10 protein-coding genes and 1 tRNA gene are annotated in these 12771 nt (G+C 58.8%); all 11 read left to right on the top strand.

Annotated features, from left to right (window positions below):
- Window positions 1-164: elongation factor Tu (gene tuf / locus LAO21_19255; protein ID MBZ5554861.1), on the top strand; the 164-nt coding region annotated here is incomplete at its 5' end.
- Between the two features lie 149 nt (window positions 165-313).
- Entirely contained in the window at window positions 314-463 is a 150-nt protein-coding gene (gene rpmG / locus LAO21_19250) for a 50S ribosomal protein L33 (GenBank protein MBZ5554860.1), read from the top strand.
- Between the two features lie 119 nt (window positions 464-582).
- A tRNA-Trp gene (locus LAO21_19245) sits at window positions 583-658 on the top strand.
- Window positions 659-793: 135 nt separating this feature from the next.
- Window positions 794-952 carry a preprotein translocase subunit SecE gene (secE, locus tag LAO21_19240; protein MBZ5554859.1) on the top strand — a complete coding sequence of 53 codons (159 nt, stop codon included), beginning with the start codon at window positions 794-796 and terminating at the stop codon, window positions 950-952.
- Between the two features lie 65 nt (window positions 953-1017).
- Window positions 1018-1578, top strand: coding sequence for a transcription termination/antitermination protein NusG (gene nusG, locus LAO21_19235; protein MBZ5554858.1), 561 nt, complete (start codon window positions 1018-1020; stop codon window positions 1576-1578).
- A gap of 105 nt (window positions 1579-1683) precedes the next feature.
- A complete protein-coding gene (gene rplK, locus LAO21_19230; GenBank protein ID MBZ5554857.1) occupies window positions 1684-2115 on the top strand; it encodes a 50S ribosomal protein L11 in 432 nt (143 codons plus the stop codon).
- A 51-nt stretch (window positions 2116-2166) separates the two neighbouring features.
- Window positions 2167-2865, top strand: coding sequence for a 50S ribosomal protein L1 (gene rplA, locus LAO21_19225; protein ID MBZ5554856.1), 699 nt, complete (start codon window positions 2167-2169; stop codon window positions 2863-2865).
- Between the two features lie 75 nt (window positions 2866-2940).
- Window positions 2941-3471, top strand: a complete 531-nt coding sequence (rplJ, locus tag LAO21_19220) for a 50S ribosomal protein L10 (protein MBZ5554855.1) — start codon at window positions 2941-2943, stop codon at window positions 3469-3471.
- A 73-nt stretch (window positions 3472-3544) separates the two neighbouring features.
- Window positions 3545-3937 carry a 50S ribosomal protein L7/L12 gene (gene rplL, locus LAO21_19215; protein MBZ5554854.1) on the top strand — a complete coding sequence of 131 codons (393 nt, stop codon included), beginning with the start codon at window positions 3545-3547 and terminating at the stop codon, window positions 3935-3937.
- Window positions 3938-4220: 283 nt separating this feature from the next.
- Window positions 4221-8381, top strand: coding sequence for a DNA-directed RNA polymerase subunit beta (gene rpoB, locus LAO21_19210; protein ID MBZ5554853.1), 4161 nt, complete (start codon window positions 4221-4223; stop codon window positions 8379-8381).
- Between the two features lie 123 nt (window positions 8382-8504).
- Window positions 8505-12707, top strand: coding sequence for a DNA-directed RNA polymerase subunit beta' (gene rpoC / locus LAO21_19205; GenBank protein ID MBZ5554852.1), 4203 nt, complete (start codon window positions 8505-8507; stop codon window positions 12705-12707).
- Window positions 12708-12771: the final 64 nt, after the last annotated feature.

The raw sequence follows: 12771 nt of genomic DNA, 5'->3' as shown, positions 1-12771 counted from the left end.
TGGCGAGTTTGCCGGCGGGGACGGAGATGGTGATGCCGGGCGACAACGTGAGCCTGGAGATCGTGCTGATCACGCCGATTGCGATGGAGAAGGGGCTGCGGTTTGCCATCCGCGAGGGCGGGCACACGGTGGGCGCCGGCTCGGTGACGGAGATCCTGCAATAACAACGAGTGCGGCGGTGGGGCGGACGTCCCGTCGGCCCGTGCCGCCACAGACAAGGGATTAGGAAGACACAGAATTTTAGTGATCAGAGCGGCAGACGGGACGTCTGCCCCACTTTTGAGAAGCGGATCGCTTCAGACACGGAAATCCCATGCGAGAAGGAATCACGCTACAGTGCGGCGAATGCAAGGATCGCAACTACATCACGACCAAGAACAAGCGCAAGCACACGGACCGCGTGGAGTTGAGCAAGTTCTGTCGAAAGTGCCGGAAGCATACTCCGCACAAGGAAGTGAAGTAGACCCGGGGACGCCAGAGGGCAAGCCGGGCGGCGGGATGGTCCTGCGGAGGGCCGGATGAAGGCGGGGCGATTCGGGATTATGCACGCCGGCCAGATCCTGCCGGTCGCCGTTTTGGTGTAGGCCTGTGGCTCAATTGGTAGAGCATCGGTCTCCAAAACCGAGGGTTGGGGGTTCGAGTCCCTCCAGGCCTGCCAGAGTCAAGTAGGGCGGTTCCGCTCGGCGGGGTCGCCCTACGACGAATCGGAGGAAATGTGACAACAGCGGCAACGGAATATGTGGGCTCACGATATACGCGGTTGAAGTCGTTCTTCACGGACGTGCGACTGGAGATGAAGAAGGTTTCCTGGCCGTCCCGCAAGGAAATCACGGGCACCACCATCGTGGTGCTGTTTGCGGTCTTCTTCTTCGGTTTCTATTTGGGTCTGCTGGATGTGGGTTTTTCGCGGCTGGTACAGAAGATACTTCACTATTTCCGGACCACGACGTAGCGTCGACCCCTCCTGCCCGGGCGGGAGGGCGTTCAGACAACAACACAAGAGAGGATAGTCACTCATTGCACTCAGAGGATTCCAGTCCCGCTAATGCCAAGCAGTGGTACATCATTCACACCTACTCCGGGTTTGAAAAGAAGGTCAAGGAGTCAATCGAGGTGCAGAAGCAGATTGATCCGCATCTCAACGAACACATCGGTCAGGTGCTCATTCCCACCGAAGATGTCGTCGAGATGAAGGGGGGCAAGCGGGTCGTCACCCCCAAGATGTTTTATCCGGGGTACGTCCTGGTCGAACTGGACATGGATGACAACACCTGGCACGCCATCAAGAACACCCCGCGCGTGACCGGTTTTGTGGGTTCGGCCACCCATCCCACGCCCTTGACCGACGAGGAAGTCAATAAGATCGTCTACAAGGTGCAGACCTCGGTGGAGAAGCCGAAGCCGAAGTTGTCGTTCGAAAAAGGGGAGACCGTGAAAATCATGGAAGGGCCGTTCAGCAGTTTCACGGGCACCGTGGAGGATATCAACCCCGAACGGTCGACGCTGCGCATTCTGGTGACGATTTTCGGCCGGTCCACGCCCGTGGAGCTTGATTTTTTGCAGGTGGAAAAGGTTTGAAGGCGATGTGCCAGGGCACGATGCGAGGATGGGCCCATTCGAGAGTGGGGCGAAAACAACACGAAGAGGGTTTCTACCGGATCTAAAACCTAGTTGAGGGTGGTTATGAAAAAAATCATTGGCCAAGTGAAACTTCAAATCCCGGCGGGGAAGGCCACGCCCGCCCCTCCGGTCGGCACGGCGCTGGGGCCCCAGGGCGTCAATATCATGGAATTCTGCAAGGCCTTCAATGCGAGGACCTCGGCGAAGGATCAGGAGGGGTTGATCATTCCTGTCGTCATCACCGTGTTTGCGGACCGGTCATTCACCTTTATCACCAAGACCCCGCCCGCCTCCGTGCTTTTGAAACGTGCCGCGGGGATTGCCAAGGGTTCAGGCGAACCGAACAAGAACAAGGTGGGAAAAGTCACGGAAAAACAGATTGAGGAGATCGCCAAGATCAAACTGCCCGACTCCAATGCCACCAACCTGGAATCCATTATGGAGACGGTGCGGGGGACCGCGCGCAGCATGGGCATTGAAGTGGTTTCGGGATAGGGCGGGCGGAACACGTCCGACGACATCAATCGCTGAAGAATGGGGAATACCATGGCCAGAAAGTTTGGAAAGAAAAGAGAAGCTGCCAATAAACTGATCGAGGCGCGTCGCTATACCTTGGAGGAGGCCATGCCGCTTCTGAAGAAGACGCACTTCACCAAGTTTGATGAGACGGTGGAAGTGGTCATGCGCCTGGGTGTCGACCCCAAACACGCGGATCAGATGGTCCGCGGCACCGTGGTCCTCCCCCACGGCCTGGGAAAAACCAAGAAGGTCCTGGTGATCGCCTCGGGCGATAAAATGAAGGAAGCCGAGGCGGCCGGGGCGGATATGGTGGGCGGCGAAGAGATGGTCGACAAGATCCAGAAGGGATGGACGGACTTTGACGCCGTCATTGCCACCCCCGACATGATGAGGTCGGTCGGCAAACTGGGCAAGATCCTGGGCCCGCGGGGGTTGATGCCCAATCCCAAGACCGGCACCGTGACGTTTGAAGTGACCAAGGCCGTTCAGGAAACCAAGGCGGGCAAGGTGGAGTTTCGCGTCGACAAAACCGCGATCATCCATACCCCGGTCGGGAAGATTTCCTTCGAGCCGCTCAAGCTGATTGAGAACGCGCGCCTGCTGATTGACAGTGTATTGAAGGCCAAGCCCACCAGCGCGAAAGGGAAGTACGTCAAGTCACTGACAGTGACATCGACCATGGGGCCCGGAATAAAAATCGACCTGGCCTCTGTCGGGGCCCATTGAGGGCAGGCCGGTCCGCCTCAGCGCGGGAGTTCCGGGAATGGATTCTGTGTTTGAAGGACGATGGAGTCAAAGACGATGACAAAAGACGAGAAGGCTAAAGAGATTCAGCAGTTGAAGGAGACCTTTCAGAAATCAAGAAATGTCATCCTGGCGAATTTTCAGGGTTTGGACGTGGCCCAGGACACCGATTTGCGCCGCCAGATTCGAGGCACCCAGACGGAGTACCGGGTGGTCAAGAACACGCTGGCAAAAATCGCGGCCAAGGATACCCCGTTGGAGCCGCTGATGGAGCGGTTTCGGGGGACGACCTCGGTCGCCTGTAACTCGGGTGATCCTGTCGCTCTGGCCAAAGTGCTGACGCAGTATGCGAAGGACCACCCGCTGTTCACATTCAAAGCCGGGATGGTGGAGGGAAAGGTGGTGTCCATTGCCGACCTCACCGCCATCGCCGAACTCCCTTCGCGCGAGGAATTGCTCAGCAAGTTGCTCTACGTGCTGAAGGCGCCGGTGCAACAACTGGCCGTGGTGCTGCAGGCCACCGGCCGGAACCTGGCGGTGGTGCTGAGCGAGGTGGCGAAAAAGAAGGAGAACAGCTCCGCTTCTTGACCAGGGGTCCAGGGAGGGGAACTGAAGGATTGAGGCAGGATTTAATCAATTAACGGATCGGGAGGAAATAAAGATGGCAACAGAGCTCAATCGAGAAAGTATTCTCGGCTGGATCGAGCAGGCATCGCTGCTGGAGATTTCCCAGCTGGTCAAGGACATCGAAACGAAATTCGGGGTGTCGGCCGCAGCCGCGGCCCCGGTCATGATGGCGGGCGCGGCGCCGGCCGGAGGAGCGGCGGCAGCCGCCGAAGAGAAGACAGAGTTCGATGTGGTGCTCACCAGCGTGGGCAGCAACAAGATCAATGTCATTAAGGCAGTTCGTGAAGTCACCAGCCTGGGCTTGAAAGAGGCGAAGGATCTCGTCGATGGTGCTCCCAAAACAGTGAAAGAAGGGGTGTCCAAAGATGAAGCTGAAGCCGTCAAGAAGAAGTTTACCGAGGCGGGTGCCACGGTCGAAGTTAAGTAAAGGTCGAGCTGATTCGTTCAACTCTATCGAATTCATGGATCGCGAAACACAAGGCAGCGTGTTTCCAGCGGGGGGACCCGTGTCCCCGGGGCCTGGCGTGTTCAGGGGGAATGGGATGCGCGGGCTCGAGGTGTTTTTGGCGTCATCAAAGGAGTCTTAGCGCATGAACAATCAACCTGTCCTGACCCCACGAGAGCGTATCGATTTTTCAAAGATCAAAACATTGATCCAGATCCCGAACCTCATCGAGGTCCAGAAGAAGTCCTATGAGCGGTTTCTTCAGATGAACCTGCTCCCCTCGGAACGAGAGGACAACGGCCTCCAGGCGGTGTTCAATTCGGTGTTCCCGATCAGCGACTTTCGTGGCCAGTCACAGCTCGAGTTTGTGGAGTATACGATCGGCAACTGGGAGTGCAAGTGTGGCGAGTTGAAAGGGCTGGATCACTTGCGGTCCAAGTGCCAGAACTGCAACAGTATCATCATCACGGATCCCTACCTGGGGGCGACCATTCTCTGCAAGGTGTGCGGGGCCTCCAACCGGAACATCGTGACGTTTTGCGACAAGTGCGGAGATCCGGTCAACCTGCAACTCAAGTACGATGTGAACGAGTGCCAGGAGCGCGGCATGACTTACGCCGTGCCGCTGAAGGTGACGATCCGGCTGGTGATTTATGAGAAGGACGCGGAGACCGGAGAAAAACAGGTCCTCGACGTCAAGGAACAGGAAGTGTATTTCGGCGAAGTCCCCCTCATGACTGAGAACGGGACCTTCATCATCAACGGGACGGAGCGCGTCATCGTCAGCCAGCTGCATCGGTCGCCCGGGGTGTTTTTCGAGGCGGCCAATCAGCGCACCTTCTTCCTGGGCAAGATCATCCCCTACCGCGGGTCGTGGGTCGAATTTGAGTACGATACCAAGAACATCCTGTACGTCCGCATCGACCGGAAGCGAAAGTTCACGGCCAGTGTTTTCCTGCGCGCCCTGGGCTTGAAAAATGATGAGGAGATTTTGAAGACCTTTTACAAGGTCGATGCCATCCGCTTCCAGGACAACAAGCTGTACTGGCAGGTCACCCCTTCGCTGGTCGGCTTCAAGGTGTCCCATCACATCAACCACCCCAAGACCAAGGAGGAGATCTGTCACGCCGGTCGAAAGATCACCGGGGCCATCTACAAGGAAATCGAGAAGGCCAAGATCACCGAAGTGGAGGTGAGTCCCAATGATTTGACGGGGGCCTTTTCGGTCTCCGACCTCGTCGACAAGAACACCGGCGAGGTGTTGATGGAAGCCAACGCGGAATTGAATCCCAACCTCGTTGGAAAGATCATGGACGCCGGGATTGATTCCATTGGGGTCTTCTTCCCGGAGCGGGATGATGTGGGGCTGGTCACTTCGCAAACGCTGAAGAAGGACACGGTGAAAACCCCGCAGGAAGCCCTGATCGAGATCTATCGCAAGCTCCGCCCGGGCGATCCGCCCACTTTGGAAACGGCCACGGCGCTTTTCGAGGGGATGTTCTTTGATCCGCGCAAGTATGATTTTTCGAAGGTCGGCCGGCTCAAATTCAACATCAAGCTCGGCCTGGAAACGCCGCTGGAGAAGCGGACACTCAACGCCGAGGATTTCTATTCCGTAATCCGCTACCTGCTGAAATTGCGCAAAAGCATCGGGGCGGTTGATGACATCGATCACCTGGGAAACCGCCGCGTCCGGGCGGTGGGCGAACTCCTGGAGAACCAGTTCCGCATCGGCCTGGTGCGCATGGAGCGGGCCATCAAGGAGAAGATGTCGGTGTTCCAGGATATGTCTTCGGTCATGCCTCACGATTTGATCAATGCCAAGCCGGTGATGGCGGCGATCAAGGAATTCTTTGGATCCTCGCAGCTGTCGCAGTTCATGGATCAGACGAATCCGCTCTCGGAGATCACGCACAAGCGCCGGCTTTCGGCGCTCGGTCCCGGCGGCCTTTCCCGCGAGCGGGCCGGGTTCGAAGTGCGCGACGTCCATCCCACGCACTACGGGCGCATCTGTCCGATTGAGACGCCGGAAGGGCCCAACATCGGGCTGATTTCCTCGCTCTCCTGTTATGCCCGTATCAACGAATACGGCTTCATTGAAAGCCCTTACCGCAAGGTCAAAGAGGGGCGGGTGGTCGACTACGTGACCATGACGAATCAGGGGGACAGTGAGTATCACATCGGCGACCAGGTGGAAAAGAAGGTGGCCGAAGACGACAATGAGGGGTTGAAGGGCAAGCGCCGGAAGCCGATGGAGTATGAGCCCTTCTCCTTCTACCAGTCGGCGTGGGAAGAGGACAAGTACACGATCGCCCAGGCCAACGTGCCGCTGGACGAGAACGGACGGCTGATTCCGGAGCTGGTGAATGCCCGCCGCGCCGGAAATTTCGTCCTGGTGCCGCGCGATGAGGTGGACTTCATTGATGTCTCTCCCAAGCAGCTGGTTTCGGTGGCCGCCTCGCTCGTTCCGTTCCTCGAGAATGACGACGCCAATCGCGCCCTTATGGGTTCCAACATGCAGCGGCAGTCCGTCCCCCTGCTGCGGGCCGAAGCCCCGCTGGTGGGGACCGGCATGGAGAAGATTACAGCCCGTGACTCCGGCGCGACGGTGGTCTGCCGCCGTTCCGGCATCGTCGACAGCGTCGACAGCGAGCGCATCATCGTGCGCGTCGAGGGCAGTGACAGCGGTCAGCTGTCGCGCGAGGTCGGAGCCGACATTTACTCGTTGATCAAGTTTAAACGCTCCAATCAAAACACCTGCATCAATCAGAAACCGATCGTCCGCGCCGGCGCGCGGGTCGTGAAAGGACAGGTGTTGGCGGACGGTCCGTGCACCGACCTGGGCGAATTGGCCCTCGGCCGGAATATTCTCGTGGCCTTCATGCCCTGGCGCGGGTACAACTTTGAGGACGCCATCCTGGTCAGCGAAAAACTGGTCCGCGAGGATTATTACACCTCCATCCATATCGAAGAATTTGAAATCGAAGCGCGCGAAACCAAGCTGGGACCCGAAGAAATCACCCGCGATATCCCCAATGTCGGCGAGGGCACGCTCCGGGACCTCGATGAGAGCGGCATCATTCGCATCGGCGCCCAGGTCAAGCCCGGGTCGATCCTCGTGGGGAAGGTGACGCCCAAAGGCGAAACTCAGCTGACCCCGGAAGAAAAACTGCTGCGCGCCATCTTTGGCGAAAAGGCCGGGGATGTCCGGGATGCGTCACTCTACACCCCCCCGGGCATCGAGGGGACCATCGTCGACGTCAAGATCTTCTCCCGCAAGGGCCAGGAAAAAGACCTGCGCGCGAAACAAATTGAAAACGCGCAGATCGAACGCCTCCAGATGAACCTGCAGGACGAGATTCGAATTCTGAGCGACGAGCGGTTGAAACGACTGTGCCAGTTGCTCGAAGGGCAGGAGTTGGTGGCGGACCTGGTGAATGAGCGGACCCAGAAAAAGGTGCTTTCTAAAAAGACCGTCCTCACCCGTGAGGCCCTCGCGTCCTTGAAGCCGGTCGATTTGAAGCGCATGAAGGTGAAGGACCAGGCCGAGGATCTGGCGGAGCGGATCCAGGAAGTCGAGGACATGACCTCGCGGCAGATCGAGGTGCTGAAGAAGATCACCGATGAAAAAGTGGCAAAGTTAAAGAAGGGCGACGAGCTTCCCCCGGGCGTCATCAAAATGGTGAAGGTCTATGTGGCGATGAAGCGGAAGCTCTCGGTCGGCGACAAGATGGCCGGCCGGCACGGAAACAAGGGCGTCATCGCGCGCATCCTGCCGGAGGAGGACATGCCCTACCTTCCCGACGGAACTCCGGTGGAGATCGTGTTGAACCCGCTCGGGGTGCCTTCCCGCATGAACGTGGGACAGATCCTCGAGACCCATCTGGGCTGGGCCGCCCACGCGCTGGGACTGCATTTCGCCTCCCCCGTGTTCGATGGCGCCACCGAAAAGGAAATCAAAGCGATGCTGCGGAAATCCGGGCTTCCCGAGCATGGGAAGACCACTCTTTACGACGGGTTGACGGGCATTCCCTTTGAACAGCCGGTGGCGGTGGGTTACATCTATATGCTCAAGCTCTCCCACCTCGTCGACGACAAGATCCACGCCCGGTCCATCGGCCCGTACTCCCTTATCACGCAGCAGCCGCTGGGCGGAAAGGCCCAGTTCGGTGGACAGCGGTTCGGGGAAATGGAGGTGTGGGCGCTCGAAGCGTATGGAGCCGCTTATATCCTGCAGGAACTGCTGACGGCAAAGTCGGATGATGTTTACGGTCGCGCGAAAATTTACGAGGCGATCGTGAAGGGAGAAGCCGCCATTGAGCCGGGAGTCCCCGAGTCCTTCAATGTGCTGATCCGTGAATTGCAGTCGCTGGGTCTCGATGTGGAGTTGATCAAGAAGAAGGTGGCCGAACCACTCAGCGTTTGAAAGCCGGCGGGATATGCCGCCGGGGGTGCCGCCCGACCCGATTTCTCCGCGGCGGCATCACGCTGATGGTGGACTCTTCAGTGATTTCGATTGGGCCTCGAACGGGGCCAGGAGGAAGTGACCTTGTTTAGAAGTAACCCGCATGATCGAATGAATCCGATTGCCGATTTTGACGCCATCCGAATTTCCATCGCCTCCCCCGAGAAGATCCGCTCGTGGTCGCACGGGGAGGTCACCAAGCCGGAGACGATTAACTACCGCACCTTTAAGCCGGAGCGGGACGGCCTGTTTTGCGCTCGCATCTTCGGACCGGTCACCGACTGGGAATGCTTGTGCGGCAAGTACAAGCGCATGAAGCACCGCGGGGTCATCTGCGACAAGTGCGGCGTGGAAGTCACCCTCAGCAAGGTGCGGCGGGAGCGGTTGGGCCATATCGAGCTGGCTTCTCCCTGCTCGCATGTCTGGTTCTTCAAGGGAGTGCCTTCCCGCATCGGACATCTCCTCGACATCTCGCTGCGCGAACTGGAACGCGTGCTCTACTTTGAGTCCTACATCGTGATCGATCCGGGCGAGGCGCCGGTCAAGGAGAAGGAACTCCTCACCGAGGAAAAATACCGCCAGTTGCAGGCGGACTACCCGGGCGGATTCACGGCGTTGATCGGGGCCGAGGCGATCAAGGAATTGCTGAAACGCGTCGATGTGGATGGATTGGCGACGCAGCTTCGAAAGGGCATGAAGAAGGAAACGTCGCAGCAGAAGCGGCTCAAGTACGCCAAGCGGCTGAAGGTCGTGGAAGCTTTCAAAAAGTCCGGAAACAAGCCGGAGTGGATGATCATGGATGTAATCCCCGTGATCCCGCCCGAGTTGCGGCCCCTGGTCCCGCTGGATGGGGGACGGTTTGCCACGTCCGATTTGAACGACCTCTATCGTCGCGTGATCAACCGGAACAACCGCTTGAAGAAGCTGATGGAATTGCGTGCCCCCGACGTCATCGTGCGCAACGAGAAGCGCATGCTCCAGGAGGCGGTGGATGCGCTGTTCGATAACGGGCGCCGCGGGCGCGTGCTGCGGGGCGCGAACAATCGTCCCCTCAAGTCCCTGAGCGACACCTTGAAAGGCAAACAGGGCCGGTTCCGCCAGAACCTGCTGGGCAAACGCGTGGACTATTCCGGCCGGTCGGTGATTGTGGTGGGTCCGGAGTTGAAGCTGCACCAGTGCGGTTTGCCCAAGAAGATGGCCCTCGAACTGTTCAAGCCGTTCATCTATAACCGCCTTGAACAGGCCGGTCATTGCACGACCATCAAGACCGCCAAGGAGATGGTGGAGCGCCAGGACCCGATCGTGTGGGACATCCTCGAAGAAGTCATCCGCGATCATCCCGTCCTGTTGAACCGCGCTCCCACCCTGCACCGACTGGGCATCCAGGCATTTGAGCCCATGCTGGTGGAAGGCAAGGCCATCAAGATTCATCCGCTGGTGTGTACCGCCTTTAACGCCGACTTTGACGGAGACCAGATGGCAGTGCATATTCCGCTCTCGCCGGAAGCCCAGATCGAGGCGAGCGTGTTGATGCTTTCGTCCAATAACATCCTGTCTCCGGCCAATGGACAACCGATCACGGTCCCGTCCCAGGACATCGTCCTGGGGATTTACTACCTGACCAAGTCCAAGCCGGGCACGAAGGGCGAAGGCCGGACGTTTTCCAACATCAATGAAGCGCTGCTGGCGCGCGAGGCGGGGGAAGTGGAGACCCTCACGCCCATCAAGCTGCGGTACAGCGGCGAAGTGATCGACCTGGTGACCGCCTACGATGACCAGGATGTCCTGCACACCGAACCGGTCCACCTCCAGAATCAGTATCTGAAAACGACGGTGGGCCGCGTCATCCTGAATGATCATTTGCCCCAGGATGAGAATGGCAAACCGCTCCTGCCGTTCGTCAACGGCCTGTTGAAGCGCAAAGGGCTGGGCCAGCTGGTGAATTTCTGTCATCTCCGCCTGGGTCTCGAGCGGACCGTGGAGATGCTCGATGAGGTCAAATCGCTGGGATTCCTCTATGCGACCCGCGCCGGGATTTCGATCGGAATCGACGACCTGGTCATTCCCTCGGAAAAGAGCAAGTTTGTGGGCGCCGCCGAGAAGGAGGTCATCGCGGTCCAGAGGCAATATCTGGATGGAGCGATCACCAACGGCGAACGTTACAACAAGGTCATCGGGATCTGGTCGGACGTGACCGAAAAGGTGGCCGACGAGATGTTCCGGCAGATGCAGGAAGCGGACAAGAAGGGCGATTATTTCAACCCGATTTACATCATGGCGGATTCCGGAGCGCGAGGTTCGAAGCAGCAGATCCGCCAGCTCGCCGGGATGCGCGGCCTGATGGCCAAGCCCTCCGGTGAAATCATCGAGACACCGATCACGTCGAACTTCCGCGAGGGGTTGAATGTGCTGCAGTACTTCATCTCGACGCACGGCGCCCGCAAGGGACTGGCGGATACGGCGTTGAAGACCGCCGACTCCGGGTACCTCACGCGCCGCCTCGTGGATGTGGCCCAGGATGTCATCATCAGCGAATACGATTGCGGCACGGTGGATGGCATTTACGTCGAGTCCATCATCGAGTCCGGCGAGATCATCGAGCCGTTGCGCGACCGCGTCGTGGGCCGGGTGTCCCTGGAGAAGATCAAGGATTACGAGGGCAACGTCATCGTCGACGTCAACCAGGAAATCACCGAGGACCTGGCGGCGGCCATCCAGAGCGCCGGCATCGAGCGCGTCAAGATCCGCTCGGTGTTGACCTGTCAGTCGCGCCGCGGCGTCTGCGTGAAATGTTACGGCCGTAATCTCGCCTCGGGCAAAATGGTGGAACTGGGCGAAGCGGTGGGGGTGGTGGCCGCTCAATCCATCGGAGAGCCCGGAACACAGCTCACCATGCGGACGTTCCATATCGGAGGAACCGCCAGCCGCGTCACGGAACAGTCCACCCAGGAAGCGAAGTCCCATGGGTTCATCCGGTACGTGGATCTGCAGACGGTACGCAACAAGGAAGGTGTCCTGGTTTCGATGAATCGCAACGGCTCGATCATCATCCAGGATGAGAAGGGGCGTGAAAAGGAGCGTTACGCCGTGGTGTATGGCGCGCGCGTCCGCGTCGAGGACGGACAGGAAGTGCAGCTGGGGCAGACGCTCCTGGAATGGGACCCGTACACCTACTCCATCCTGACCGAGTTCGGCGGCCTCGTTCAATACAAGGACCTCGTCGAAGGCATCACCATGCAGGAAGAAGTGGACGAGGTGACCGGGTATACGCACACCGTGGTCAAGGACTCGCCGGACGAGAAACGGCAGCCTCAACTGGTGATTCGCGATGACAAGCACAAGGTGAAGAAGACCTACTTCATGCCATCTCGTGCCCACTTGATGGTTACCGATGGGGATGAGGTTCATCAGGGAGATGTCCTGGTGAAGATCCCGCGGGAAACCACCAAGACCAAGGACATCACGGGAGGTCTGCCGCGCGTCGTGGAACTGTTTGAGGCCCGGCGCCCCCACGAAACCGCGGTCATCGCGGAAATCGATGGCGCGGTCAAGTATGGCGAGATTACCAAGGGTCAGCGCAAGATTGTGATCGAGAGCGAAGGCCCCGGCACGAAGATGGTAAAAGAATACCTGCTCCCCCGCGGGGTCCACGTCAGCGTCCAGGAAGGGGAAACGGTCCGCGCCGGCGAACCCCTGATGGACGGTCCGCGCAACCCGCACGATATTCTCGCCGTCCTCGGCGAGAAGGAGTTGCAGGCTTACCTGGTCAATGAAATCCAGGAGGTCTACCGGTTGCAGGGGGTCAACATCAACGACAAGCACATCGAAGTGATCGTCCGGCAAATGATGCGCTGGGTGAAGATCGAAGAGGTGGGCGATACCGATTTTCTGGTGGAGGAACAGGTGGACCGGTTCCGCTTCCAGGAGGAGAACGCCCGCGTCCTCACCAAGAGCGGAAAACCGGCGGTCGGTCGACCGTTGCTGCTGGGCATCACCAAGGCCTCCCTGTCGACGGATTCGTTCATTTCGGCCGCTTCCTTCCAGGAAACGACGCGAGTCCTGACAGAGGCCTCCATCAGCGGCCGGATCGACTATCTGCGCGGCTTGAAGGAAAACGTGATCATGGGGCGATTGATCCCGGCCGGGACCGGCATGGAGTATTATCGCAACATCAAGCTGCTCACGGAGGAGCCTGAGAAGGCCGAGACCAAACCCGAGGAAGAAGTCTTGACGGCCGGAGGTCTTGAATTTCTCACCGATCAGACGGACCTGGGCCCGGTGCACTGAGCGGCGGACCCGCAGGATCCTTCATATCTCGTCAACCTTTGGGGCTGAGTCTTCGGACTCAGCC

Source organism: Terriglobia bacterium (genome assembly GCA_020073085.1).
In the GTDB taxonomy this organism is placed as follows: domain Bacteria; phylum Acidobacteriota; class Terriglobia; order JAIQFV01; family JAIQFV01; genus JAIQFV01.
The sequence above is the reverse complement of the archived record's forward strand: the minus strand, read 5'-3'. Positions and strand labels throughout refer to the sequence as shown.

Bases quoted from the DNA above. Each gene is read 5' to 3' on its own strand.
- rpmG (MBZ5554860.1), top strand. From the start codon at position 314: ATGCGAGAAGGAATCACGCTACAGTGCGGCGAATGCAAGGATCGCAAC.
- secE (MBZ5554859.1), top strand. From the start codon at position 794: ATGAAGAAGGTTTCCTGGCCGTCCCGCAAGGAAATCACGGGCACCACC.
- rplK (MBZ5554857.1), top strand. From the start codon at position 1,684: ATGAAAAAAATCATTGGCCAAGTGAAACTTCAAATCCCGGCGGGGAAG.
- rplA (MBZ5554856.1), top strand. From the start codon at position 2,167: ATGGCCAGAAAGTTTGGAAAGAAAAGAGAAGCTGCCAATAAACTGATC.
- rplJ (MBZ5554855.1), top strand. From the start codon at position 2,941: ATGACAAAAGACGAGAAGGCTAAAGAGATTCAGCAGTTGAAGGAGACC.
- rplL (MBZ5554854.1), top strand. From the start codon at position 3,545: ATGGCAACAGAGCTCAATCGAGAAAGTATTCTCGGCTGGATCGAGCAG.
- rpoB (MBZ5554853.1), top strand. From the start codon at position 4,221: ATGAACCTGCTCCCCTCGGAACGAGAGGACAACGGCCTCCAGGCGGTG.